Source organism: Candidatus Pseudoscillospira sp. SGI.172, from assembly GCF_050313575.1.
GTDB lineage: Bacteria > Bacillota > Clostridia > Oscillospirales > Oscillospiraceae > Vermiculatibacterium.
Genome location: NZ_JBNPLQ010000036.1, coordinates 1 through 26,315, shown reverse-complemented (window position 1 = coordinate 26,315; position 26,315 = coordinate 1). Strand labels below are relative to the sequence as shown.

Sequence of the window (26,315 nt, the reverse complement as noted above, 5' to 3'; positions counted from 1 at the left end):
GATCGCTATATAAACTTGGAAATAAAAAATGCGGAGTATCATCAGCAGACCTTTTCAGATCCTTTAATGATACTCCGCATGGTCGGAGTGACAGGATTTGAATCTGCGGCATCCTGCTCCCAAACCTATGGGGAACACTTTTTTGCTCGTTTATAGCGGTTTTTAGTCGTTTTCTATTTGTTTCATTTACTTTTTGGCGCTCTTATCTCCACTGTTTCCAAGTGCTCCAGAGCCGTCTGTGGTAATCTATGTGGTCAAAAACGCTTCCCGCCCGGTTTCCGGTGAAGATTCACCGATGCCGGACGGGAAGCGTTTCTCGTTGCTGTTGGCTGCATTGTAACTCTGAGCAGGGTGTTATGCAAGTGGTTTCTGCGGGGGTGGCGGCTCAGAAGCTGCGGCGCTATAGACAAAGAATAGCATCACGCATTTGCCTTCTGGAGATAGAACTCACTCTCCGCAATTCGTGTCACAAAATCATATTCCAGCCGTGTTGCCTTTGAGGGCGAAATATTATAGCGCTTAAACACAGAACGAAAATATGCGAAGAACGCTCTGTCCTCCTCTGTCATCGGGGCAACCCAGCCGTTCTCGGCACCATGGGCTTCGATTTCCGCTAACTCTGCCATACGCTCTTTATCCATGTTAGTTGCTCCTTTCGGTGAACTTTCGCCTGCCCTCAGCGGGAATCGTTTTGGATTACCTGAATTGTAACTCTAATGGTGGGGGTGTGCAAGTGGTTTTCTGGGAGGTAGCAACGCGAAGTGTGTGATGTCACAGACAAGGAACACCAGTAACAGCCATTGCATTCCCGTAATTCGGGCGATATTTTAAGGGAATGCGCACCGAAGTAAGGGAAAGTATCTGCGCCCTGCGAGGAAAACACTGTTGACTTTCGTCGTAATTTTATCATGAATATTTTTCGATTGGCACTCAAAGCGAGGACTTTCCGCAGGGCGGACAAGACCGAATCTTCCTTGCCTGACGAGTGGCATGCGCTCTCTGCTCTGCTTCGAGTGCATCAAAAAGGCCTTGCCAAAGATTCGGGTTCGGCTCATGCTCTGCGTAGTCTTCGAGGTGCCGCCGAATATCATCGGCAGCCAACGCAAGAAACTTATCGTCCAGAAACCGAATGTGGCGCTTAATATAATCGGAAACTACTGCGGGCATACATGTGTTTCTGCCCATCGCATACCGCATTGCCGACAGCAGGATCAAGCGAAAGTCAGAGTCACAGATTGGTGCGAGCAGGTCCTGAGGGAACAGCAGAAACTCCTTGCCATTATTCATGCATACGCGCAGTGGTCGCTGCTCATCCGTTACCAGATTCAATAGGCTGTTGGCTTGATCCTTCAGCTCATCAATGGTGATCGATTCGTAGTCCTGAAACGGGCTTGCTTCATAATTCATCATTTGACCTCCAATCAGTTTGTCCTCGCGATGAGGTGTTGGCATTGTAGCTCTGACTGCCCGGAAGTTCAACCGTTTCTTTTGCAGCTCGAAAAGAAATCCAACAGGGTCAGAATTCGTGCGAATTTATCATTTTCTTGCTTTCTCTGCCCGAATGTGCTATCATAAAAAACAACGCTGTCAAGTGTTGGAATAGGCCTTGGCAGTATGGCTGCAATAGACCGAATGCTCTGCCAAGCGGCAGAGCATTTTTCGTATATCGGTACGGAGGAGATATTTATGTCTGTGAGTTATAAAAAACTCTGGAAGCTACTCATCGATAAGGACATGAAGAAAAAAGACCTATGTGAAAGGGCGGGTATCAGCCCAGCATCAGTTACCAAGATGGGACGGAACGGACATGTTACCACGGAGATACTCGTGAAGATTTGTGCGGCACTGGATTGTAGAATTGAGGATATTGTGGAGATTGTACCGGATCATAATTAAATTGCCTTTACCGATATATACCGGGGGGGATACTGTATGCCAATTACATTTTCAGAACAATTCAATATCTCTAAAGAAGTCCTTGAAATAACTGGCGTATTTGATGTCATTCTTGATATTGACACCAGAGTTTTCATAGACCCTGCACTTTTGGAGTTATGCACTGAACCTGAGTTTCTGGATGCACGCAAAAAGGTTGAAAAGTACTTTTCTGACATTATAACATTACTCAGACATTCCAAAAGCCAAACTGATATGTATAGAAAACGTGCAGAGAGGATGTTAACGTTTACGGAACTGTCTGGTACATGTTTTGGATACTCTCAAAACGGAACCGGTGGAAACGCAATCGGCTCAGTACTTAGAAAAACGATTTTGAACACTATACAAGATCTTATGACTGAAGGAGATACGGATCCGGTATTGTTTGAATTGTTAGGAGTATTTCAAGAAGGAATTGGCTGCGATCGCGTAAGCGATCTAATAACATTTATTCTCCGTGAGGATATGCTAAAATATACACAGCGCGTGACTGAATTTGCTGGAGTCGATTCGCTTTCGGTTAGTTTCGGACACAAAATATATAAAACGTGTAGAAATCCTTACAACAACAAACCGCTTCTGCTCTTACCTTCTGCTATCCTTAGTCCATTACCTATAGCGGATACTTTTGATGATATTGACTGGATTTGCCAAGAGAATGAGCGAGTTCGGGAGGAAATCAACAGTTACTTTGATTTGGGAAAGAAAACAAAACTTCATAAGTCTCAAATCCTTACTTTGATGCGTAACAGTACGAGCTTTCGAACCGCTCTTATAGCTGCTTATAAAGCAACTCCTAAAAGGGTGTATGATTTTTCTGAAGATCCAGCTGGCGAATACGTGTGGCTTTCTGCTGCAAGAGAGTATACCGAAAAATATCCACTATCTCTCTCACAAGTACCACTGGAAACCAGTGATGACGTCCTAACTATAGCAAAAACGATCTGTAATCAATTCAAGACTTTAGTCGAAGACAACGGACTTTCTAAGCTTCTTTATAATTCAAATGGAACGCCCAAACATGAATCAGCGGCGCAGTTACTTTTTTATGGTATTGCCGATTCATATTGTGACGCGAATAACATTGATCTTACAAAAGAAGGAAACAACGGGAGAGGTCCTGTCGATTTTAAATTATCGAGGGGAGCAACTGATAAAGTCATTGTCGAAACAAAACTGACTTCAAATCCTCAATTACGACACGGAATTGAAATTCAACTTCCAATATACATGAAACAAGAGAAAACTAAACAGGCAATTTATTTGATTATCGATAATGGACATCCTAAGGCATTAGAACATTTTATTGCCTTCTACAACGAGTTGGACAAAGAGATAAAAAGAAAAATATCTTATTTTATTATTGATGCTACTATGCGACCCTCTGCAAGCAAAGCCTAACCACTTGCTTGATGGGGATGCTTTGCTCTGCAATAGATAAATGTACTGTACATGAAGAGGAAAAGTTTTTTCAACGAGGAGAAAACTCTATGTTACATCCCGGCCTATACGAACAAGTCATCAACAACGCCTTGACGGGCGAGCTTGCGGAGATTCCGGAGGCACGCAAGTCTGTTGCGCCCATTGACAAGGCGGAAGCCTCCAAGGTGCTGGCGCAGTATCTGGCAGATGTGGTTCAAAAGGGCTTGGATAACGTGCTGGACAACGGCGGGGATATTTCTGCCCAGATCGGGCTGACCAACCAGATCGTTGAGCTCATTCAAAATACGACGCAAGAAGCTGACTTTGCCGCGCTTGGCGTTGACCGGCGGGCAGAGCAGCTTCTTGCGCTTTTACGGGAGACCGACCCGCGGCTGGCAGTGGGAAAAACGGCGGCGGACATAGAGCGCCCGGAAACCTCCATCGCACAAAGCTCCCTTTTCACCGGGGCTGTGCATGAGCCGCAGATGTTTACAGAGCTCAAAAAGGAAATCGTCTCGGCCGATCGGATCGATATGCTGGTGTCCTTCATCAAATGGAGCGGTCTGCGGCTCATCATGGACGAGCTGCGGGAGTTTACGCACAGCGGCGGCGAGCTCCGCATCATCACCACCTCCTATATGGGCGCAACAGATGTGAAGGCCATTGAGGAGCTTCGAAAGCTGCCCAATACGCACATCAAGGTCAGCTACAACACCAAGACGACCCGGCTCCACGCCAAGGCATATATCTTTTACCGCGAAACCGGCTTCACGACGGCTTATGTTGGCTCGTCCAACCTGTCCAATGCGGCACTGACCAGCGGCCTCGAATGGAACACAAAAGTAACGCGGCGCGACCTACCCGAAACCATCGACAAGATCGCCGCTACCTTTGAGTATTACTGGAATGACCGCGAATTTGAATACTACGCGGAGGATCAGAAAGAGCGCTTGGTACGGGCATTGAAGGCGGAAAAATATTTCGACACCAACAATGCTGACGTCTACACCATGGACATCAACCCCTATTCCTACCAGCAGGAGATTTTGGACAAGCTGGAGGCAGAGCGCACTGTTCGTGGCTATACGCGCAATCTGGTGGTGGCGGCCACCGGTACCGGCAAGACGGTCATCTCTGCCTTGGACTACAAGCGCTTCCGCAAGCAGAATCCGGATAGACCTTGCCGCCTGCTGTTTGTGGCGCACCGGGAGGAAATTCTCAAGCAGAGCTTGTACACCTTCCGCGCCGTGCTCAAGGATGCAAACTTTGGTGAGCTGTTTGTGGGTAACTATAAGCCGGAGGGCATCGACAACCTGTTTCTGTCCATCCAGACCTTCAACTCGCAGAGCTTCACGGAAAAGACAAGTCCCGATTTTTACGATTACATCATCGTGGACGAATTCCACCATGCCGCCGCGCCGACCTACCAGAAGCTCTTGTCCTACTACCAGCCGCGCATCCTGCTGGGCTTGACCGCTACTCCGGAGCGTATGGACGGCAAGAGTATCCTGCCCTACTTCCATAACCGCATTGCAGCGGAGATCCGTCTGCCGGAAGCCATTGATCGGAAGCTCCTGTGCCCATTTCAGTATTTTGGCGTTACCGATACGGTGGATCTGGATGCGCTCAAATGGTCTGCCGGTGGCTACCAAAAGAGCGAGCTGGAGCACATCTACACGTTCAGCGGGGCGGTTGCCAACCGCCGCGCCGACCATGTGGTGACGGCACTGCTGAAATATGTGACGGACATTGACGAGGTGAAGGGCCTCGGCTTCTGCGTGACGGTCGATCACGCGGAATTTATGTGCCGTTATTTCAACGACCACAACATCCCGTCCATGTGCCTCACCGGGCAATCTTCGGACGAGGAAAGAGCGGCGGCCAAGCGGCGCTTGGTGTCCGGCGATGTGCGGTTTATCTTCGTCGTGGACATCTACAACGAGGGCGTGGATATTCCGGAAGTTAATACTGTTCTGTTCCTGCGACCCACGGAGTCGTTGACGGTTTTCTTGCAGCAGCTGGGACGCGGTCTGCGTCTATCCGAGGACAAGGAATGCCTGACCGTGCTGGACTTCATCGGTCAGGCGAATAGAAAATACAATTTTGAAGATAAGTTTGCGGCGCTGCTGTCGAATACCACCCGCAGCGTGAGTCGTGAAATTAAAGATGGTTTTGTGTCCGTCCCCAAGGGCTGCTATATCCAGTTGGAGAAGAAGGCAGCCAAATACATTTTGGAGAATATCCGCGCGACCTATGGCAATACGGCTGGGTTGGTGGCTCGCGCAGCCTCCTTCACGGAGGACAGTGGGCTGGAACTGACGCTCAAAAACTTCTTGGATTACTACCATCTTGATCCGCGGGCGATCTACAAGTTTTCCTCCTTCTCTCGCATTTGCGCCAGAGCGGATGCCATCGAGGACTTTTCGGAGCCGCTGGAGGACATCCTGACCAAAGCGTTTGCAAAGCTTGCTGTAATCGACTCCCGCCGCTGGATTTCGTTCCTGCTGGACGTCCTTCCGCGTTTGGATAATCTTGATTTTGCAGCGCTTCCGGATGCGGAAAAGCGGATGATGCAGATGTTCTATGTCACCGTCTGGGGCAAGGTGGTGGAGGACTGGGACGACGAAGAGGTGCTTAGTAACCTCTATGCCCTGTCTGACAGCACAGTTCTGCTCGGTGAACTCTTGGAGCTGCTGCGTTATCGCTTCGAGCAGATCGACTTTATCGACGAGCCGGTGGAACTGGGCTTCGACTGCCCGTTGGATCTGCACTGCACCTATACCCGCGATCAACTGTTGGTGGCGATGGACTTTATGAAACCGGCAACCGTGCGTGAGGGCGTGAAGTGGCTGCCGGAGAAAAACATCGATGTGTTCTTTGTGACGCTGAACAAGGCGGACAAGGACTATTCGCCAACCACCATGTACAACGATTATTCCATCAATGAGAGCTTGTTTCATTGGCAGAGCCAGAGCACCACGGCGGAGAATTCGTCCACCGGTCAGCGCTATATCCACCACAAGGAACGCGGCAGCAAGGTACTGCTGTTTGTCCGTGAGTTTAAGGCGGACCGTGTGACCGGCGGTGCAGAAGCGTACACCTATCTGGGCACGGCGAACTACGTGAAGCATACGGGCAGCAGACCGATGAACATCACCTGGCAGCTGGACCGCCCGATCCCGGCGAAGTTCTTGAAGAAGACAAATAAGTTGGTAGTGGGCTGATTAAATTCGCACAGGAACGCCATAACGAACTGGAACAAAAAGACCGTTGTGGATCAGAACCCAATCATTCATATATTCCAGGCGAACATCGAGCCAGCGCCCATCCAGCCAACATGCAAAGCAGTCTCCACAGTGAAGCCCGCCATATAGTGTCCCCGTATCGAATACGATATCTGGCCTATCCTGATTCCAAATTAATCGTCCAATCATAATTGTCGTCTCCTGTAGGAGGAAGGTTCATGAAGTTTTTTGAAGCGGTTCCTGGTGAGCTTTTTTCACCTTTGGCCTCGCCCAACCGCGCACTATACGCAGATGCTCTGGATGTGCTGTACACCGCATACCGTGAAAACCTTAAAATACGCGAAGACACGCTGTATTCTATGCTCCGCAGCAGATTGGAGCAGCAACTGGCGGATGCTACGTTTGAAGGGGAAGATATTGACGAGGATGAGCTGCGGGATATCTCCGGCCGTGCACGCTTTTTGATTCGGAAGCTCTGCGGTAAAGGCTGGTTTGAAAAGGAACGGGGTGACGATTTTGAGGAGTATATTACCGTCCCAAGTTACAGCAGCCGGCTGCTGGAGCTGTTTCACCAGCTCCGGGATGATCGTCCTGCTCGCGGATTTTCCTATGTGTTTGGTACCTACTCTGCTCTGAAGGTCGCCAATGAGAGCGAAAGCGTTTACGATAAGATGGCCGCAATTTACAGTGCCTATGATAACACCAGTGCTCTCATAAATTTGTTGCAAATGGTCTATCACAATGTGAAGCATTATTTTCAGATGCAGATAGATATGCAGGACGTCAATCAGGTATTGGCCTCTCACTTCAACGAGTTTGGACAGAAAGTAGTTGAGGCATACATACGACCGTTGAAAATTAAGGACTCCGTCCCAAAGTATCGCGTTCCAATTCAATCTGTTTTGAGAAGCTGGGCTGAGGATGATGCTCTGCTGCTTGCCATGGCGAACGCAGCTTTGCAGGATAAACGAGGAGATACAGTGGAAAACTGCCGTTCCGATCTGCTGCAAAAGATTTTCTGGATCGACGAGCGATATGACAATATAGAGCATGACTATCTCGATGAAATAGATGCGCAGGTTCGCCGCTATACGAGAGCAGCAACGCAAAAGGTAGAAAACCTGACAAATCGCGATCAAAATGTTCGGGGAAACTTGAATGTACTGCTCACGGCATTGTCGCGCAATCGACGCGCCGGTGATTTAGTAGACCGGATACAACCGGTATTTCAGCTTTATGAGCAGTCATTCCTTTCTGAAAAAAGCTTGTGGTATCGAAAGCGCCCCGAAAAACGGACAAGAGCTGCCACGGTTCTTATTCAGGAAACGGCTTCCGATGCAGATGCGGCCGCGCAGGCCGCACAGCTGCTGCGTTCCGAATATGGCCGCGCGGCCATTGCCGCCTATGTGCAGGGATGGTTGGGGGATGCAGATGTTCGCTACTCCAAAGATTTAAACATTAAGGATGATAAATCCTACATCATGAGTTTGCTGGCTGTATTGACCAGCGGAGATTCTGCCGCAGGCTATCAGATCAAAGAGCTGGGCGGCTCGTTTCATGAAAATGGCTATTCCATCCCTCAGATGCAGATTCGACGGAAGGAGAAGAAAAATGGATTTTGACTTCATTCGTAGTGCGACCTCCAAGGAATTAGAACAGTTCAAGTCCGTTTGCAACCAGCTTCTTAGCCGGACTTATATTGTGCGAACACTGTTTCGGCCGGGCAAAGGAAGGGTGAATAACCCGGATTATACGTTTTTATCTCTGCATTACGAAGCGGTGCAAGAATATCTTAGTCTGCTGGATTGGGATCTGCGCAAAGATGATTTAAACGGCTATTTCTATGTGATCAATACGGACGAAGCGAACCGCTGCAACCTGAACAAAAAAGAAACGGCCATTCTCCTTGCCCTACGCATGATTTATGAAGAAAATCAGGAACAACTCGGTCTGGAGCAGGATGCCGTTTGTACCGTGCGTGATGTTTTAGAAAAGGTCGTCACGGATTACGCAATCCTTCCAGCAAAGCCCAATATGGACGAAGTGAAGCGTGCGTTGACATTGCTGGAAAATCACTCGATTATTCAGCGGATTGAGGGAAAGTTCAATCAGAGCGGTTGTAAATTTTCCATATTACCGACCGTGTTGGCTGCAGTCTCCAGTGAAAAGCTGAACGATGTTGTGTCTGTGCTACGGAAGGAGGGCGATACCGATGAAGAAACTGAAGAAGATCCTGCTGATTAATTGGCTGTATTTCAGCAAAGAGATCATCGAGGTAGGTGATATTAATTTCTTGACTGGAAAAAACGGTGCGGGAAAATCCACGGTAATTGATGCCCTTCAAATCGTTCTATTGGGAGAAACAAATGCCCGCAACTTTAATCAGGCTGCCAATGAAAAGTCTCAGCGCACGCTGGACGGTTATTTGCGGGCAGATATGGATGAAAATAACCCGTATTCCCGCCGGGGAAAAGATTTCTCCAGCTACATTGCTTGTGAGTTCCAAGATGACGTAGTGGGCAGCAGTTTTGTCACGGGCGTTGTTTTTGATTGCCGCAGTGACGGAAGCAGGCAGGAACGCTTTTTCATTTGTGTGGGAACGCTGCCTGAGAACGGCTTTGTTGAAAATGGAGAGGCTATGGAGATTCCTGCGCTGCGCCGTTTTTTGAAGCAGAATTACGTTAAGGCGGAGATCTATGACACGCAGAAGGAATATCGCAGGAATATGCTGTCAAGATGGAATGTGCACAATGAGCAGGTCCTTCGAATGATGAAAAAGGCGGTATCCTTCCGCCCTATCGTGGATATCCAGAAATTCATTACCGAGAACATCTGCGACATACCGGAGAAGCCTGATATCGAGGCCATGCAGCAGAATATCCGGGATTATAAACGCCATGAAATGTTGGCACAGCGGCAGGAGGAGAAACTGACTGCTTTACAGGAGATAGGCAGACTCTATCGTGAAATGAATCAGGCCATTGACCGCTGGCGGGTGCAATCATTTTTGGTACTTTGGTCCAAAAAAGAAATGGAACAAGCCCAAATTGACCGATTTGAGCTTGAAAAGAGAGACAGTACCACAGAATTAGCCGCAATTGAAAAGAGTATCATGACGATCTCTGATCGAATCACACAGAAAGAGAACCGCAGGCGCGAACTTGACTTGGCCTGCGCGCAGAGCAGTGTGTTTCAGGAGGAAGAAAAACTCCGCAATCGGAAGCAGGCGCTGCTGGATGAGCAAAAAAGGCTGACGCAGGACCTCCAATCCTTGGCAATGGAAATAAAAAGGGAATCCCTTCAGCTGAATGGTCTGTGCGACGCAATCTTGAAACAAGATGCAGAAGGAGTCCTCGTGCCTGTGCAGGAAGCGGCCGAAAGCGTTCTGAAGGCTTATTCGCTTTTTACATCCGGAAGCTATGAGATATTCTCCTATTCATCGGCACCTTTTGAGAGCGCCCAGCAGGCAGCGGCTGAGCTTGCTAAGACCATCCGAGATGCGCTGCACAAAGCAGAAGATCGTCTGGCGGAGTTGAAGGAGGAGCAGGACCAAAAACGCACTGTCCTCGCAAATCTCCGAAAGGACATTAAAGACTATCCGCGAGGTCTACTGCAATTGAAGGCCCGCTTGGAATCTGAGCTGAACAGCCGGATCGGCAGTCCTGTGAGAATAGATATTCTTGCGGATGTCCTGGAGCTTGCGGACGAACGGTGGCGCGGAGCCGTGGAGGGATATCTCAATGCGCAGAAGTTTTATCTGCTGGTTGATCCGGCGTATTATAAAAGCGCCTTATTGATCTTTGACAGGATCAAAAAAGAGTTCGGCTTTGCATCGTTTGGACTGGTGGACATTGGTAAGCTGCGTGAACGAGAAACGATCCGCCCGCGCGATGACAGCCTTGCCAGAAAGGTGGATACTGATAACAAGCTGGCGCGCAGCTATATTGACTATCTGTTGGGGCGCGTCGTATGTTGTGAAAAAGCTGAACAGCTGCGCAATTTCAAAACCGCTATTACAGCAGACGGACTGCTCTACCAGGGATATGTTGTCCGTTCGATTCGTCGTGAGCTGATGGATGACGCATTTATTGGCCGTTATGCGGTAAGTCTGCGTGTATCTCGATTAGAAGAGGAGTTAACGCAGATTGAAGACCAGCTGCGTTATTGGAATCCTATCCGTCAGCTTTTGTCACAGTCAAAAGAACCGTTATTTACGCACTTTTTTGTCCAAAATACCGTGGCAGAAAAGCAAAAAGCATACCTGCACGGCATGGAGATCGCCAATGAACTGACCGATATCGATGATCAGCTTTCAAAACTGGATCTTTTGTGGCTGGACGAACAGCGCCGCACAATTGCTGCGCTCGGGGACGAAATCATAGTGCTGAATAAAGAAAAAGAGCAGAAAGGAATTCAGATCGGCCAGCACAAGGAACGTATTCGCCAGTTGGACTATGAGGTGCTGCCGGATCATTACCAGCAGCTATCTTATATGGAAGACCGCCTGCAAGATGAATTCCCTGTTGAATATCAGGAAAGCATCGGTCTTCCCAGATATCAGCAGGAGCTCGCCCGCCTGAAACGCGCAGACATCGTCCATAAGAACTTCAGCAGCCGTTTGGAGCAGAGCGTAAAGGAACAGGATACTGCCCGGAAAAAGCTTTTCATTGCACGTAGGGAGTATACGGACCGGTTTAAGCCATGTTCCTTCCGTGTGGAAGCCATGGATAATGATGAGTTTGAATCGGAGCGGAGGCTCTTGGAGGAAAGTGAGCTGCCCAAATACCGGGAAAAGATCAACGCTGCCCGAGAGAGTGCGATGGAACAGTTCCAGAATGATTTTCTGGCCAAATTGAAGTCCAGCATCGACCAAGTGCAGGATCAGGTGAAGAATCTAAATCGCGCACTGCGTCAGGCTCAATTCGGAACGGACAGTTATCAGTTCCGTGTGGAGCGTAATCCGGATTATGCAGAGTATTATGACATGATTATGGATCCGGAGCTTATGGAAGGCGATGTAGGGTTGTTCGCACGGCCTTTCCAGGATAAATATGGCCAGCTGATAGAGAAGCTGTTCAGCCAGATCACTACGGCGGATGATACACAGTTAAATGCGAGAAAACAAAGCGAGCTGCAGGAAAATATCCAACGATATACCGATTTTAGGACATACCTGAAGTTTGACCTGGAAACCACGGATCAAAACGGAACAAAGCAGCTGCTTTCTCAGACCTTGAACACAAAGTCCGGCGGTGAAACACAGACTCCGTTTTATATTGCGGTTCTGGCTTCCTTCGCTCAGCTCTACCGTGTGAACGATACATCCAGTTTCGGCAACACCGTCCGATTGGCAGTGTTTGATGAGGCATTTAACAAAATGGATAGTGATCGCATTATTGAGAGCGTCCGTCTCCTGCGAAGGATGGGCTTGCAGGCCATTATCTGTACACCGCCGGATAAGGTTTCGGATATTATGCCGATTGCAGACCGTACGCTGCTGGTAAACAAGGACAAATACATAATGCATATTCTGCCCTTTGGCAAGGAGATTGCTCAGTGAAAAACCAGAAGATCATTCTAAACCGCCTATTGAATAAATATGAAAACAGTAAGCATCTCCTCAATCCTGGAACATCGCTCAGAAGAGTTATGCTAAAAGTGGAAAAGAAAGACTTTCCTGAGTATATCTACGAAGATGCTGTGATACGGGATGCTTATAACGAAGCAGCCTTGGAACTTGAAAAGAAGCACTTGGTGCAGCTCAAGTGGGTGAAAGGCCGCCCGGTACTTTCGGCTATTGTGTTGCGCTTGGATCAGATCTCGCAGTGCTATGCTTTTGCCGAAAGAATGCATCCCAAGGTGCGAGCAAGTCAGATTATTCAGCTGATAGACGGCGGCCTGAAGGATGTTGCGATTCCCTGGATTATAGCATGGAAGGTAGATGTTTGCAGATCGGCAGCAGAGCAACTGAAAATTCCTGTCTTCTGCAAAACGGACGATACTCCATTGCAGGACCTGCTCTGCGCTTTCCGTGAGTATTCTGCTCTGTCCGGCAGTATAACGATGCGCGCATTCAGCAGCAAGTGCTTTTCCGATACCAAATACTTTGAGCGAAATGTGCGGGATCTGTTTTTGCGGATCGCAAGAAAATACGATGCAGATTTAGCGAATTCCTGCGATGAAAATGAATTGGGCGAAAGAGAACAGCTGGCATACTTGGGTATCTATGCTCGCCCGGAGTTATACGAGCTTGCAGGAAACTGTCTGGTTCGAACAGAACAGGGAACTATCTGTATTGGTGCCGCACCATACGGTTTGGCCTTACCCAGCACTTTGATCGATTCTATTACAGCAATCGACTTGACGGCAATTCAATGCATCACATTCATTGAGAATAAAACCAATTACGATGAATATGTGATGTCCGAAAAACAGCCGGGAGAGTTGGTGATCTATCACGGCGGATTCCTTAGTCCCCAAAAACGAAAGATGGTTACATTGATCGCTCATGCGGCAGCGAAAGGCGCTAAAGTGCGATTTTGGGCAGATATCGATGCGGGCGGTTTCCGAATGTTCGACAACTTGCAGAAGCTAATTTCTTCTGTGCTGCCCATGCGTATGTCAGGTGAACTTGTTGAAAAATTTTACGAACATGGTCTTATGCGCTCCAAAGAATACTTATCTGAGTTGGAAGCAGATTTAAAAAGCGGGAGATACTTACTGTTCAAAGATGCTATTGAAAAAATCCTAAGCTATGGCGTTACAATCGAGCAGGAAACGTTTTTGAACTGATTAGGGAAACATATTTACGCAGGGGATTGGATGTGCATCTACCGCTAAAATGCGGCTGATGGGCACAGCTATAATCCAGTGCGAATGTGCGGGGACAACCCATAAGTCAACAGCTCGCATTCTCAAGTGAAAGGATTGCCTATGGACGCACGAAAGCACTTAATCATCATAAAAGGAAAAGACCAGACGGACTCGGTCGCGAGCTTTCAGTTCCATGACGGGAAGTGCGAGGTCGTCTATACCAGTGCGCCCAATAAGTCATACAGCTTTCAGCGTAGCAATGTGGCGATTCTGCCTCTGAAAAAGAAAATTGACCCTGCGCAGGTGATTGTCACCGTAAACGGGCAAACCATCAGCGGAATTGATGAGATTCTCGACTTCGGCGGATATTACCGCATTGTCCGCAACGGAAAGAGAGATTTATCATTCCACAGGAGCGAAGTGCAGTTCCAGCAGAATTGCCTGACGGACGGTAAAAATCAAGAAACATTCCAATATTTCAAGGAGACTGCCGCGGCAATTAGCCTCGAGGTGGAAGGCACCAACATTCTGAGTATGCAGTATGACAAGATCAAACAGGTCAGCGAGGATACCGTGCTGGCAAGCTATCTTGCACCGCAGAAAGGCGTCAAAATGCCCCAGATGCCGGAGGCGGTGATCTATCCGTTTGGATTGAATCAATCGCAGAAAGTGGCAGTGGAGAAAGCACTTTCCTCCAAAATCAGTATTATTCAGGGGCCTCCGGGGACGGGAAAAACGCAGACGATCCTGAATATCATCGCCAATGTGGTTCGGAGCGGAAAGACCGTGGCGGTTGTCTCCAACAACAATTCTGCAACACACAATGTGGCGGAAAAGCTGGAAAAGAAGAATGCCGCTTTTCTGACCGCGTTTCTTGGAAGCCTTGCCAACAAGCAAAAGTTCCTGGAGGCTCAGACTGGCGTCTATCCGAATATGAGCGATTGGGAGATGCTGCCGGAGGAACGGCAGCAGTTGGATCAGGAAACAACTGTGCTTTCCAAAGAGCTAAATGAAATGCTCAATGCCAAGAACCGTATTGCGGAAATTGAACAGGAGCTTTTGCAGCTGAATCCGGAACAGCACTATTTTGGGGAATACTATGCGACTTACAGCGACGCGCCGACGGAGAGCCTGGACAAGCTGTCCACGCAGAAGCTTCTTGCGCTTTGGATGGAGTTTGAACAGCACGCGGAACATGAAACCCGATTGGGTCTTTTGCAAAAGCTCTCCATCATGTTCCGCTTCAATCGTAATGCACTCAAATTGTTTATCCGTTCCCCGGAACAGGTCATTCCCTATTTGCAGAGTCAGTTTTATTCGGTGAAGAGGCGGGAACTGGAAGTCGAAAAGCAGGAACTGAACCGCAAGCTGGAACACTACGCTTTTGATGCAAAGATGGACGAGCTCACACAGAAGTCCCTGCGGCTGTTCCGGGCAGAGTTGGCAACGCGGTATCACTGGCAGAGTGGCAGACAGCGCTTTGAAATGGGTGATTTCCGTCGGAATTCTGCGGAGTTTACTCGGGAGTATCCGGTGGTGCTTAGCACAACCTATTCCATCAAAGGAACGCTGAGCATCGATCATATCTACGATTACTTGATCGTGGATGAAGCCTCACAGGTCGATTTAGCCACAGGGGTGCTGGCATTTTCCTGTGCGCGGAATATCGTAATTGTCGGGGACTTGAAGCAGCTCCCCAATGTGCTGACAGAGGATGACATTCGCACCAGCGATGCCATTTGGCAGAAGTATTCCTTGGATGAGCGTTATCGCTTTTCTACCCACAGCCTGCTGTCCTCTGCATTGGAAATATGGCAGGACGCGCCTGTTACATTGCTGCGGGAACACTACCGCTGCCACCCGAAAATCATCAACTTCTGCAACCAGAAGTTCTACCACGGGCAGCTGATCGTTATGACGAAGGACCACGACGAGCCAAATGTATTGACTATGTACCGGACGACTGCGGGCAACCACGCCCGTGGTCATCTCAACCAGCGCCAGATCGATGTCATCCAGCAGGAGGTGCTTCCGCGGCTGCATCAGCAGAATTTCCAGAGCATCGGCATTATCACGCCGTATCGGGACCAGGTGACAGCCATCCGCAAGCAGCTGGGAGATACTTACGAGGTGGACACCGTCCACAAGTTTCAGGGGCGGGAACAGGATGCCATCATTCTAACTTCGGTCGACAATGTCATCACAGATTTCGTGGATGATCCTCATATGCTGAATGTGGCGGTTTCCCGCGCGGTTCATTCGCTGGCGGTGGTCACATCGCAGGACCCACGCAATGACCAAACCAACTATGGCGACCTAACGCGGTACATCGAATATAACAATTTTGAGGTTATCCAGAGCCAGGTCTACTCCGTGTTCGATATGCTCTATCAGGGCTATGCCGAGCAGCGAAGGGCATATCTGCAAAAACATAAGCGGGTATCGGAATACGATTCCGAAAATCTCATGTACTCCGTGATTCAGGAGGTGCTGTCCGAGGAGGCGTTTTCCTTCATCGGCTGCGCGGCGCATGTTTCTCTTGCGACACTGGTGAAAAACTATGAACCGCTGACAGAGGAAGAATGCCAATATGCCCACAATCCGTTGACCCATGTGGATTTCCTGCTGTTCAATCAGATGGATAAACAGCCCGTGCTGGCGATTGAAGTAGACGGGACTGGCTTCCACGAAGCGGGGAGCAAACAGGCAGAGCGAGACATAAAGAAAAACTCCATTCTGGAGAAGTGTGCCGTTCCGCTCCTGCGTCTCCGTACAGACGGCAGTGGAGAAAAAGAAAAGATTCGGGCTGTACTAAAGGGAGAATGATTATGCCGAGAATTATCAAGAACGCGATCAGATGCAAAAAGTGCGGAGATGTCATCGAGAGTAAAACCGTCCATGATTTCAAGTTTTGCAGCTGTGGTTCGTGCGCCGTGGACGGCGGCCACGATTACCTTCGCAGATGCGGGAATCGTGAGGATTGGGAAGAACTGTCCGAAGCAGAAAAAGTAGAGAATAACGGCGCGTTGACTTGATCATGCCTTGCGGAAATTGGTGGTGCCAGGATATCGCTTATCATCATTCGCAATGTCACCACGAATTGCCCAGGGCTGTCATCGTCATAAAAACTCTTAGCATGGATGCAAACAGAAGTAAAAATTGCTTAGGGGTATAGTTAACCTGCGAGCCCGCACCACGAGTACCCCGCATCGCAAATAGCGGCTGAAACACAATGTTCCAGCCGCTATTTTTCTGAAAAAGTTTCAGTAGCTATTTCCGTCGAACTGTGGTATATGTTTGTGCTGCAAGGAGGCGAGCGCATGAAATACAAGCTGCTGAAAGACCTATACGATTGCTTTTGTACCCCGCCTGAACTCCAGGCTCAGAAACAGGAAATTGATGAATGCCATCAAGCACTTAGCAAGGTACTGGGCAAACTGGAGCGTCGGCTGGTGCTCCAGATCATCGACGCAAAAGACCGTATTGCGGAGGAGACCTCCATCGACAGCTTTATCGCTGGATTTGAACTGGCGTGGAAACTCTCCGTAGAATTGAATCACTACGAAAACGAGCGCTCAGTCTCCTGTCAAACGGCAATGGGATCAGGCGCTCGTTTCGCATCTAAGGAGGAAGAGAAATGAAGAAACTCATCATAGTGACAATGATTGCCGCATGTGTCGCCCTGTGCGCCGCTGTGTGGCCACATGGCAACGCGGTCGAGGAAACACCCGTCCCAGCCGCAGAAACCGCTGTGAGCGCCAAGGAAGCGACCATTGCGGAAATTGAGGAACCAGCAACACTGGCAGAGAAGGAAAAAAGAACGATTCCGCAACAAGAAGCGCCCCAAGAAGAGCAACCTGAACCGAAGACAGGGCCTATTGAAACACCCGTAGCTTCCGAACTCCAGCTTTCCACGGGGCAGGCACCCGCTAAGAATTCCGCACCAGAGCCAACTCCGCCACAGCCTTCTAAAGAACTGCACCCCGGCGACAAAGTCTATGTGGCGGGCTTCGGATGGGTAGAGTACGAGGGACCTAATCACAGCAAAGATGGCACGGACATTTACGAAAACGGCAACAAAATTGGGATCATAGGGTGAAATATGTGGAAAACATTCAAAATGGGGTCAAGTCGCTATTGACAATCAAACTTTCTATGCTATTCTATAATGATTTAACCTCGATGTTGAATGGGTGGCATGGGCAAGAAGGAGAGTATGTATGGCGTATGAGTTTGTTTGCGAGTCCGAAGCAAAGCGCTATTGTTCGGATTGTTCAAGGACCCTTAAGAAAACCTGCGAGTTACTGAGGACGAAGGGGATTTCTGCACAGTTTTCGCTTGTTGGAAGCGGCGCAAGGAATATGATCACAAGAAACGGAGATGGTCCGTATGACCTTGACTACAATCTTTTGATCATGAAGGCAGAAGAAAGATATTGGAATGACCTGCGGTTGCTAAAAGAAACGGTAAGAAATGCTCTGAACCGGGCGGAGAGGAGAGAATTCTTTTCGGATGCCCAAGATTCAACTTCTTGCTTGACTGCACTGCTGCATTTTAAGGATACTCCAAATGTTGAATTCAGCTTTGATGTTGCTATTACCACGAAAAATAAAAACGGGAATTACATGCGCTTGATACATAACAAAAATGTGTACGCACTGGGCTTGGATCAATACACATGGAACGAAGTGCCGAACTCTCATCAAGTAAAAGATAGAGCGGATAAACTGAAGAGAGCGGGATTATGGCAGAAGGTTCGGGACAGGTATCTTGAGAAGAAAAATATGTATCTGTTTCGACAAGATCATAATCATCCATCCTTTGTGGTGTATGTGGAAGCGGTGAATGAGGTTTATAGCAGATATTTCAATAGAGGAGGTGGGTACAGTGTGCAATCGATTTTTTGACTACGATGACGGCGACTTCGCCATGAGCATTTCGGATAATATGGCGATGGACTCCGATGGGGATCTCATGCTGCGCATGGGCGATCACATGGCGATGGATATGGACACCGGCGATATTCACATGATCTCATCATGGCCAGATGATGACGAATAAATCATAGGCAGCAGCGCAGCGGCTGCACCGCCATAAACAAGGAAAATACTTTCAAAATCCAGGCAGAAAAACCAGCGGGACAGGCCATGAAGGCTTGTCCCGCTGTCTGTATCGTAATAGTCAACAGTTTTGGGGAGGGCAAATGCAAACAAACAGTTTGGTCAGGGGGAGTGAGATGTTTTCTCTTGACTGATTATCGGCACACCGATATAATAAGAGCGGTGATGTATATGACGATCCAACAGATACTGCGGGAAAAGAATCTCTCCCGCTACCAGCTCTCCAAGAAAAGCGGTGTGCCTTGGGCAACCCTGGCGGACATCTGCTCCGGCAAGACAACGCTCTCCCGATGCAGTGCCGGTACACTCATGAAGCTGTCCTCCACACTGGATATCCCGATGGAGCAGCTCATTACGCTGACCGTGGAGAAACCACAAATGCATGGCGGCAAGCCGACTGACCGAACCTATCTGGAAAAGAATCTGCCTGCCAGTTTGGATAAAGCGCTCTGTGAGTACATTCAGGGCGAAAAAGACAAAGTGTCTTATATGGACTGCCTGTGGGGAGAATTATATAGTGCGATCAACTCCAATCAGTGGAGCAACGCCATTACACAGGAGCAGGCAGATTATCTTCGCACAAAATATTTATAAGGGGGTGAGAACCCGTGATTGATTTTACCAACTGCCCAGTCAACCGCTTCCGCGCCTATGGCGGAGCCAATGGGAATAAAATCAATATCACCTATCAAGGACATAGCTATATGCTCAAGTTCCCTCCAAAGCCCAGCCGAAATCGGGATATGAGTTACAGCAACGGCTGTATCAGCGAATATGTCGCCTGCCATATCTTTGAAATGTTGGGCTTTCGGACGCAGGAAACGCTCCTCGGAAACTATACGGACAGCCGCGGCAAAACAAAGCTGGTGGTTGCATGCCGGGACTTTACAGAGGGCGGAAAACGGCTCATCGAGTTTGCCCATCTGAAAAACACCTGCATCGACAGTGAGCAGAATGGTTACGGAAAAGAACTGTCCTCCATTCTGGAGGCCATTGAGGAGCAGAGTATTTATCCCGCCGATGAGCTGCGGCAATTTTTCTGGGATATGTTTATTGCGGATGCGTTCCTTGGAAACTTCGACCGGCATAACGGCAACTGGGGCATCCTCGTGGATGAGGAGAAGCAGCAGGCAGAACTGGCACCGGTCTATGATTGTGGTTCCTGCCTATACCCGCAGCTTGATTTGGAACGGATGAAAAACGTGCTACAAGACGAAGCGGAAATCGACCAACGTATCTATACTTTTCCAACTTCCTCTATCGAAGAAGGCGGGAAAAAGATATCTTATTTCGATTACATTTCTTCGCTGAAGAATCCGGATTGCAATGAGGCGCTCAAGCGTGTCTGTTCAAGAATCGACCTCGATGCGCTCCATAACTTTCTCGAAGGTGTCCCTGAACTGCTGCCGATCCAGCGTGAATTCTATCTGACCATGCTGACCGAGCGCAAGGAGAAGATTTTGGATTACAGCTTGAAACTTTTGATGGAGCAGGAGCAGCACACTTCGCCGATGCTGGGGATGTAAAACCGAATACTCTATCCGGAGAGCCGTGCCATTTGGCGCGGCTCTCTTTTTGCGTCCATGGTATGTATGGGATTCAAAGAAACGGAATGGCGTATATTTTAGGATATCCGGCATGAACATGAAAACGATTTTTAAGCGTGTGGATCGCATAGAAAAAAGGCCCAAAGATTGCTGAAGAACGGCAATAGGTAGAGGAATGTTAGAATTGTCCCTCATGAAGCTGTTGGATGGTATGGAACTTCTATTTGCTGTCTCAAAAGATACGCCGCGATAGACAAAGAAAAAATTTTCTAAAACAGGGTGTGCAAAACATGTTTTCCTCCGCGATAAGTGGAGGGATTTTTTTAAGGCATTTAGCAGGGAGCAATTCTCTGTATTCAAATCGAACTGAAAGGAGTGATGCCTATAGGCTGCGTTGCAGCTTCCGTCAACAAACATCAAAAATTATAAAGGAGGAATCCAATGCAAGAATCCACATTCACCAACTACGACCAGCTGCCGCTGTTCCTCAATGCGAACACGGTGGCGCAGGTGCTGGGCGTGTCCATCTCCAGCGCCTATGAGCTCATGCACGAGACGGGCTTCCCCGCGCTGCGGATAGGCAGCCGCATCGTGGTACCCAAAGAAGAGTTCCGCCGGTGGGTAGATGCGCAGACAGGAGGTGATGCCTGATGTTCCGGCGTTGGCCTAAGCGAGATCCGAACAAGTATTACTACCTCGTGCCAAACGAGGTGTTCAACCTCGGTCTCAGCTCGCATGAGATTGCCGTCTACAATTACCTTCTGCGCTGCGAGGATCGCAGAACCTACCAGTGCCATCCCAGCTACCGCACCATCGGAAAGGCGGTGCAGCTGAGCGAAAACACCGTGCGGAAGTATGTGGCCGGTCTGGAGGAGAAGGGGCTTATTCACACCGAGCCCAGTACCATCACCACAAAGGACGGCCGCGTGCGCAACGGAAGTCTCATCTACACCATCCGCCCCATTCAGGAAGCACTGGAGCTGAACTATCAGCGGCAGTTCCTGCGGGCGGAGCGTGACATAGAGCGGGCAAAGGCAGAGAAACGGCTGGCCGAATTGAATCGGCAGAACAAAAAGGAGGAAAGCGCATGATGCAGCAGCTTGCAAACTTTATTGTAGACCATGACCCGATGATGGTTCTCCGGCGCACGCACGACACAGTACGCTACATCCGGTGGGCGTGGAACAAGGATCATGCCGACCTCATTGATGAAGACGGACTTCGCCTGTTTCTCTGCGATGAACACTACGGTGATCTGACCGATGAGCAAAAGACCGTTGCCCGTCGGTGCCGAGACGGGATGCGAAGTGTCTATGCGGAGCTGTGCGTGCGCTTGCTGCAAAGTGAGATCATGCTGGAGCAGGGCATGGTGCCGGACATCAGTACCTACCGCAGTGTGTTCTGCCCGGAAGGGGGTGATGCGCCGTGGATGCTTGACCGGGCGGGATGACCGAAAATCGGACCGATTTGCCGCCGACGAAAGAAAAGCAGGAGAAAGGACCGGGGTCGTAAACGCCCCGGTCCGTCCCACAAATGCCCGCAGTGCGGGCATTTTCAAGGGTTTGTGACCGGGGACAGAGGAACGCTCCTTTCGGGAGTTTGTACCCTGTGGAACGCTCCGAGTTCCAGTTTCCTCAGTGTTTTCAAGGGTTTCCGCCGACGCTCTACCGGCCCCATGCCCCGATTTTGATCCAATTTACACCTAATTTGCACTTCAAAACGCAGAAAAAGAATTGAGAAAAGCAATAGCTATTTCCGCAAAAGTGTGGTAGTTGTTTGTGTTACAAAAAGAAAACGAATCCAAAGGAAGTGAAATACATGGCAAAACGAAGACCGGCCGGCGACGGCATGGTGCGAAGGCGTGACGACGGACGCTGGGAGGGTCGCATCGTCATCGGCCACCGGGAAAACGGCGAGCCGCTGTTCCGTCATGTGTATGCCAAGACCCAAAAAGCTCTGCTGGATAAGCTGCACCAGAACATCGAGTGCTACCGCGATGTGGAGCTGACCGAGGACAGCCGCATGACGCTGGGGGAGTGGCTGGATCGCTGGCTCGTAGAGTACAAGGCGGGCACGGTGCGGCCCGGTACCCTCGAGGGCTACCGCCGCTACATCGAATACTACATCAAGCCGCAGTTGGGTGACAAGCAGATCTCGCTTATCTCTCAGCAGGACATCCAGCGGATGTACCGCCGCCTGAAAACGGAGGGGCGCATCCACGAGCATCCCGAGATGGATCATCAGCTCTCGGACTCCATGGTTCGCCATATCCATACCACCCTCCACGCCGCGCTGAAAGACGCGGTGCAGGCCCATGTCATTCCCAGAAATCCCACCGAAGGTACAACGGCGCCCAAACCCAACTACAAGCCCAAGCGCATCCTGACCGGCGAGGAGCTGGACGCCTTTCTCGCGGTGGTGGAGCGGGACGAGGTGTGGCGGGACTTCTTCCAGACGGAGTTGATGACCGGCCTGCGCCGCGGCGAGATCTGCGGACTGCAATGGAGCGACTTCGACGAGGAGGGCGGCACGCTGAAGGTGTGCCGCACCCTCCACAGCCAGAGGAAGGGTGAGTACACCGTCGGCGAGACCAAAACGGGAAAGGGAATGCGTACCATCATCCTGCCGAAGACGGTGGCGGACATCCTGCGGCGGCGCAAGGCGGATACCATCAGCCAATGGATATTCCCCGACCCGGTGAAGCCGGAGGATCCTGTCAACCCCGGCTCGGCCTACCTCCACATGAAAACGCTGCTCCGGCGGGCGGGGCTGCCCAGTATCCGCTTCCACGATCTACGCCACACCTTCGCAACCCATGCCCTCACCAGTGGCGTGGATGCCAAAACGCTGTCCGGTATCCTGGGCCACACCAACGCCTCCTTCACGCTGGATACCTACACCCATGTCACCTCAGATATGCAAAAGCAGGCTTGCGGCATCGTGGGCAGCTTCATGGAGGATATCTTCGGAAAGGAGTTGAAACCGTGGCAAGAAAACGAAAAGCCGGCGACGGAACCGTAAGGCAGCGCAAGGACAGTCGGTGGGAGGGGCGCATCGTCATTGGCTATGACGATAAAGGCTATCCCAAGACGAAAAATGTCCTCGCCAAAACCAAGAAGGAGTGCCTTGAAAAACTCCAAAAGCTCAAGGAGGAATGCGGCGGACTGAAGCCGGAGAAGGTGCGGTCTGAGATGCCCTTCGGGGACTGGCTGACATACTGGTATGAGAATCACTCCAAGACCAAGATTCGCCCCACCACGCAGGAAACCTATGAGAGCCGCATCCGCCTGCACATCATTCCGGAGATCGGCAGCATCCCGCTGAACAAGCTGACGCAGAATGACCTGCAGCAGTTCTACGGTCGGCTCAAGAAAAGTGGCCGGAAGCGCTTCACCGACAAGTACGGCGAAGGGCTGTCCGACCGAATGGTGCGTATGTGCCACGCCACCTGCCGCTCGGCGCTGGAGAAAGCGGTGCAGGATGGGCTGATCCGTGTGAACCCGGCCCTCGGCTGCAAGCTGCCGCCGAAGAAGGCGCGGGAGATGCAGGTGCTGACACGAGAAGAGTTGCAGCGATTCCTCATTCAAGCGAAGTTTGAGGGCTACTACGAAGTGTTCCTTCTGGACTTAGCCACCGGCCTGCGCCGGGGTGAGCTCATGGCGCTGCAGTGGGATGACCTGAACTTCAAAACCGGCGTACTAAACGTGAACAAGCAGGTCTACGACGTGCGGGGCCAACTCCAAATCAGCACGCCCAAGACGAAGAACTCCGTCCGCAAGATCGTCTTGCCGCCTGCGGTGGTTGAGGTGCTGCGGGAGTACAAAAAGACGGTGGACTCCCGATGGATGTTCCCGTCCCCGGTGAAGGAGGACTGCCCCATCACCCCCGGCGTAGTGCGCCGCAGATTGCAGCTCATCCTGGAGCACGCAGGATGCAAACATGTTAGATTTCATGATCTGCGCCACACCTTCGCAACGCTGGCGCTGGAAAACGGCATGGATGTGAAAACGCTCTCCGCCATGCTGGGCCATGTGTCGGCGGCCACCACGCTGGACATCTACACCCACATCACCGATGATATGCAGCGCACAGCCGCCGCCAACATCGACCGGAGCATCGGCAAGGCAGCGCCACAGGAGGACGCTTCAGAGCCGGGGCAGGAAACTGCCCCGGCCACGGCGGACAAGCCGAAAATGACCGACTTCAAGCCCTATGTGGGCCGCAAGCGCCGCTCCGGCACCGGCTGCATCAGCGAGATCAGCGACCATCTCTTTGAAGGCCGCTACTCTCCCAAGTGGCCCGATGGTAAAAAGCACGCCCGCAATGTCTACGCCCATACCCGCGAGGAGTGCGAGGAGAAGCTGAAGACACTGATCGTGGAGATGAAGGCCGAGATTGCGGAGGCAAAGCGGCTGAAAGAACTGGGGGGAGGGTGATGGGCAGCCGCCGGAGAAGAAGAAAGGCAAACGGACGAAGGAAAATAAATAGAACTGTCTCGGATGTTGAATTCGGTATCCGAGACAGTTAAGTATGATCACTCGCTTAGCTTAGCAGTAGATAAATAAGACTACCGATACAAGAACTGGTACATCAGTACTCGTATCGGTAGTCCTCTATCTACTATCTGTGAGAATCAATTTATTGGATATAGCCTGTTTGCTTTAACGTTACTAATTCACGAGATAAATACTCTCTGGGAAACTTTTCCCCTTTAATCTTCACGACTTCATTAATTATGTCTTCGTCCGAGCATTTACCTTTCAAAATTGTGGTGGCTGCATAATCCAAAGTGGTGAGGGCTTCTAACTCTAATGCAGTTTTCCCTAAAAAGTTATCTAAGACATAATTTACAACAGAAGAGTCTGTAGCATTCAGAGCTGCGCCTGTCATATTCTTTCCTTCTCGAATTATATGTGTCATGCCAGATGTGTCAATTTCTATTGAACCCATACTTTCCAAAGTATGTAATGCGGTGTCGAGTTTTGCACTATACGGTCCAAAAAAGTGTATGCTATAGGCGAGATTTAATTGGAGGCCCTTTCGTTCCATTAAATAAAAAAGTTTTTGAACCATTTTCTTGCCCGGCTCAGTTGCGTCACATATTTGCCGTATAATAATAGCGCATTGTTCCAAATTAACCATAAATCCTCCTGTTTCGCAGTGCCTAACTCTGTATGGCTGCATAGATCTCCCTCAAGTATTGTGAAACTGTTTCATATAGGGAAGGTTTAACATACAGCCGCTGAATATCAATCTTATTAGTAAGACTTTGTATAATAGGAGATTCCTCGGAAATTGTTGTGATCTTTCCGGTGCTCTTGTGAATAATCACAATCGCTTTCTCGTCATCAATCTCACTTTTAATTGGAATTTTGTGTGGCATTTTTCCGGCAGAGTAATCTTCCAAAAAATTCTCTGCGCCAAATTTTTCTTTGGCCTGCAAGCTAATTAGCTTGAATTCATTTCTATCTCCTGACTTTGGGTGCGTCACACTTTCGTTAGCACAGGAGTAGACGACTCTTTTGACAATATTTGCACATGCGTGGTTATCATCAACATGAGCTTTTAACTCTTGAATAACACGACAGTCATCCCACTTTAAATAGTCATTAACGTCTTGTGGGTATGTTCCGTCTGGCAAAATACACTTAAGTGCTTGAGAAAACATTATGTCAAAAAAACGACGTGTACGATGAAAGTAGACTTGTACGAACATGAAATACCGCGCAAGAACAAATTCCTCGAATACTTGAGTACCTCCGCTTCCGATTGCTAAACGTGGACAACCATCCTGTATATAAATTGTAAGGGAAGACAATAGGCGTTCGATGTCATAGTTTCCGTATTTTACACCACAAAAAAGTGAATCTCGAAGTAGATAATCCATCTTGTCACAATCCAATTCACTATCCATGAAACTTTTTAAAAATGTGAACTCTGAATTCTCTCCCGGTAGTCTTCCACGATAAATATCGCATATTAATTCTGGTGTAATATCGTACTCAGGGCCATATTTTTCTACAAATGTAGCTCCAATGGCTTTGATATGAGTAGCGATAATGGTTTCTTTAACAATTTTTTCTGTGAAATCTTCGTGCTCAAGGCCATCGGGAAAAACAGCTTCTGATGCATGCGAAAAGGGTGCGTGTCCCAAATCGTGAGTTAATGCAATGAGTCTTAGAAGTTGCTTATACCATGCATACTTTTCGTCCGAAAAAGAATAACTTCCA

At 49.4% G+C, this 26,315-nt stretch carries 25 protein-coding genes; 20 read left to right on the top strand and 5 right to left on the bottom strand.

The genetic code is table 11. The features are described from left to right. Positions 1–419 precede the first annotated feature (419 nt). Together ACQRD3_RS11875 and ACQRD3_RS11870 are read right to left on the bottom strand one after the other, a co-directional pair. Complete coding sequence (locus ACQRD3_RS11875) at positions 420–641, bottom strand: hypothetical protein (RefSeq protein WP_427781528.1); 222 nt, start codon at positions 639–641, stop codon at positions 420–422. A gap of 289 nt (positions 642–930) precedes the next feature. Further along, positions 931–1,407, bottom strand: a complete 477-nt coding sequence (locus ACQRD3_RS11870; protein WP_427781527.1) for a hypothetical protein — start codon at positions 1,405–1,407, stop codon at positions 931–933. A 279-nt stretch (positions 1,408–1,686) separates the two neighbouring features. Here ACQRD3_RS11870 and ACQRD3_RS11865 point away from each other — a divergent pair, with 279 nt between their 5' ends. The 3 genes from ACQRD3_RS11865 (at position 1,687) to ACQRD3_RS11855 (ending at position 6,584) form a co-directional block, all read left to right on the top strand. Then, complete coding sequence (locus ACQRD3_RS11865) at positions 1,687–1,896, top strand: helix-turn-helix domain-containing protein (RefSeq protein ID WP_427781529.1); 210 nt, start codon at positions 1,687–1,689, stop codon at positions 1,894–1,896. A gap of 36 nt (positions 1,897–1,932) precedes the next feature. Further along, positions 1,933–3,339: a hypothetical protein gene (locus ACQRD3_RS11860; RefSeq protein ID WP_427781526.1), complete on the top strand. Its 1,407-nt coding sequence runs from the start codon at positions 1,933–1,935 to the stop codon at positions 3,337–3,339. Positions 3,340–3,428: 89 nt separating this feature from the next. Next, the gene (locus ACQRD3_RS11855) at positions 3,429–6,584 is read left to right on the top strand and encodes a DUF3427 domain-containing protein (protein ID WP_427781525.1); all 3,156 of its coding nucleotides are present in this window, start codon (positions 3,429–3,431) and stop codon (positions 6,582–6,584) included. Here the strand turns inward: ACQRD3_RS11855 and ACQRD3_RS11850 are convergent, their stop codons facing one another. Next, on the bottom strand, positions 6,585–6,794 hold the full coding sequence (locus tag ACQRD3_RS11850; RefSeq protein WP_421129216.1) for a DUF5348 domain-containing protein: 210 nt from the start codon (positions 6,792–6,794) through the stop codon (positions 6,585–6,587). It lies immediately after the preceding gene. 29 nt (positions 6,795–6,823) lie between these two features. Here ACQRD3_RS11850 and ACQRD3_RS11845 point away from each other — a divergent pair, with 29 nt between their 5' ends. From ACQRD3_RS11845 to ACQRD3_RS11765, 17 genes are all read left to right on the top strand, one after another. Continuing rightward, positions 6,824–8,227: a Wadjet anti-phage system protein JetA family protein gene (locus ACQRD3_RS11845; protein ID WP_421129217.1), complete on the top strand. Its 1,404-nt coding sequence runs from the start codon at positions 6,824–6,826 to the stop codon at positions 8,225–8,227. Further along, the gene (locus tag ACQRD3_RS11840) at positions 8,217–8,849 is read left to right on the top strand and encodes a DUF4194 domain-containing protein (protein ID WP_427781524.1); all 633 of its coding nucleotides are present in this window, start codon (positions 8,217–8,219) and stop codon (positions 8,847–8,849) included. Before ACQRD3_RS11845 ends, ACQRD3_RS11840 begins: the two co-directional genes overlap by 11 nt. Further along, positions 8,818–12,165, top strand: coding sequence for an ATP-binding protein (locus tag ACQRD3_RS11835; protein WP_427781523.1), 3,348 nt, complete (start codon positions 8,818–8,820; stop codon positions 12,163–12,165). Before ACQRD3_RS11840 ends, ACQRD3_RS11835 begins: the two co-directional genes overlap by 32 nt. Continuing rightward, positions 12,162–13,397 carry a Wadjet anti-phage system protein JetD domain-containing protein gene (locus ACQRD3_RS11830; RefSeq protein WP_427781522.1) on the top strand — a complete coding sequence of 412 codons (1,236 nt, stop codon included), beginning with the start codon at positions 12,162–12,164 and terminating at the stop codon, positions 13,395–13,397. The genes ACQRD3_RS11835 and ACQRD3_RS11830 overlap by 4 nt, the downstream gene beginning before the upstream one ends. Positions 13,398–13,538: 141 nt before the next feature. Continuing rightward, complete coding sequence (locus ACQRD3_RS11825) at positions 13,539–16,244, top strand: AAA domain-containing protein (RefSeq protein WP_427781521.1); 2,706 nt, start codon at positions 13,539–13,541, stop codon at positions 16,242–16,244. Between the two features lie 2 nt (positions 16,245–16,246). Then, positions 16,247–16,453 carry a DUF7695 domain-containing protein gene (locus tag ACQRD3_RS11820; protein WP_421129222.1) on the top strand — a complete coding sequence of 69 codons (207 nt, stop codon included), beginning with the start codon at positions 16,247–16,249 and terminating at the stop codon, positions 16,451–16,453. A 285-nt stretch (positions 16,454–16,738) separates the two neighbouring features. Next, the gene (locus ACQRD3_RS11815) at positions 16,739–17,059 is read left to right on the top strand and encodes a DUF6809 family protein (protein WP_118684800.1); all 321 of its coding nucleotides are present in this window, start codon (positions 16,739–16,741) and stop codon (positions 17,057–17,059) included. Further along, the gene (locus ACQRD3_RS11810) at positions 17,056–17,517 is read left to right on the top strand and encodes a hypothetical protein (RefSeq protein ID WP_427781520.1); all 462 of its coding nucleotides are present in this window, start codon (positions 17,056–17,058) and stop codon (positions 17,515–17,517) included. The genes ACQRD3_RS11815 and ACQRD3_RS11810 overlap by 4 nt, the downstream gene beginning before the upstream one ends. Positions 17,518–17,779: 262 nt before the next feature. Continuing rightward, positions 17,780–18,325 carry a hypothetical protein gene (locus tag ACQRD3_RS11805; RefSeq protein WP_427781519.1) on the top strand — a complete coding sequence of 182 codons (546 nt, stop codon included), beginning with the start codon at positions 17,780–17,782 and terminating at the stop codon, positions 18,323–18,325. Beyond that, entirely contained in the window at positions 18,306–18,479 is a 174-nt protein-coding gene (locus ACQRD3_RS11800) for a hypothetical protein (RefSeq protein ID WP_178265247.1), read from the top strand. Before ACQRD3_RS11805 ends, ACQRD3_RS11800 begins: the two co-directional genes overlap by 20 nt. A 230-nt stretch (positions 18,480–18,709) precedes the next feature. Continuing rightward, positions 18,710–19,132, top strand: coding sequence for a helix-turn-helix domain-containing protein (locus tag ACQRD3_RS11795; protein WP_427781518.1), 423 nt, complete (start codon positions 18,710–18,712; stop codon positions 19,130–19,132). 14 nt (positions 19,133–19,146) lie between these two features. Next, entirely contained in the window at positions 19,147–20,064 is a 918-nt protein-coding gene (locus tag ACQRD3_RS11790; RefSeq protein ID WP_427781517.1) for a HipA domain-containing protein, read from the top strand. Positions 20,065–20,526: 462 nt separating this feature from the next. Beyond that, positions 20,527–20,736 carry a helix-turn-helix domain-containing protein gene (locus ACQRD3_RS11785; protein WP_213541927.1) on the top strand — a complete coding sequence of 70 codons (210 nt, stop codon included), beginning with the start codon at positions 20,527–20,529 and terminating at the stop codon, positions 20,734–20,736. Further along, a complete protein-coding gene (locus tag ACQRD3_RS11780) occupies positions 20,736–21,176 on the top strand; it encodes a helix-turn-helix domain-containing protein (protein WP_427781516.1) in 441 nt (146 codons plus the stop codon). Before ACQRD3_RS11785 ends, ACQRD3_RS11780 begins: the two co-directional genes overlap by 1 nt. Further along, positions 21,173–21,535, top strand: a complete 363-nt coding sequence (locus tag ACQRD3_RS11775; RefSeq protein WP_427781515.1) for a hypothetical protein — start codon at positions 21,173–21,175, stop codon at positions 21,533–21,535. The genes ACQRD3_RS11780 and ACQRD3_RS11775 overlap by 4 nt, the downstream gene beginning before the upstream one ends. A 368-nt stretch (positions 21,536–21,903) precedes the next feature. Beyond that, positions 21,904–23,106 carry a tyrosine-type recombinase/integrase gene (locus tag ACQRD3_RS11770; RefSeq protein ID WP_427781514.1) on the top strand — a complete coding sequence of 401 codons (1,203 nt, stop codon included), beginning with the start codon at positions 21,904–21,906 and terminating at the stop codon, positions 23,104–23,106. Next, positions 23,070–24,521 carry a tyrosine-type recombinase/integrase gene (locus ACQRD3_RS11765; protein WP_427781513.1) on the top strand — a complete coding sequence of 484 codons (1,452 nt, stop codon included), beginning with the start codon at positions 23,070–23,072 and terminating at the stop codon, positions 24,519–24,521. The genes ACQRD3_RS11770 and ACQRD3_RS11765 overlap by 37 nt, the downstream gene beginning before the upstream one ends. 202 nt (positions 24,522–24,723) lie before the next feature. Here the strand turns inward: ACQRD3_RS11765 and ACQRD3_RS11760 are convergent, their stop codons facing one another. Continuing rightward, a complete protein-coding gene (locus tag ACQRD3_RS11760; RefSeq protein WP_427781512.1) occupies positions 24,724–25,227 on the bottom strand; it encodes a hypothetical protein in 504 nt (167 codons plus the stop codon). A gap of 22 nt (positions 25,228–25,249) precedes the next feature. Continuing rightward, positions 25,250–26,315: HD domain-containing protein (locus ACQRD3_RS11755; protein WP_427781511.1), on the bottom strand; the 1,066-nt coding region annotated here is incomplete at its 5' end.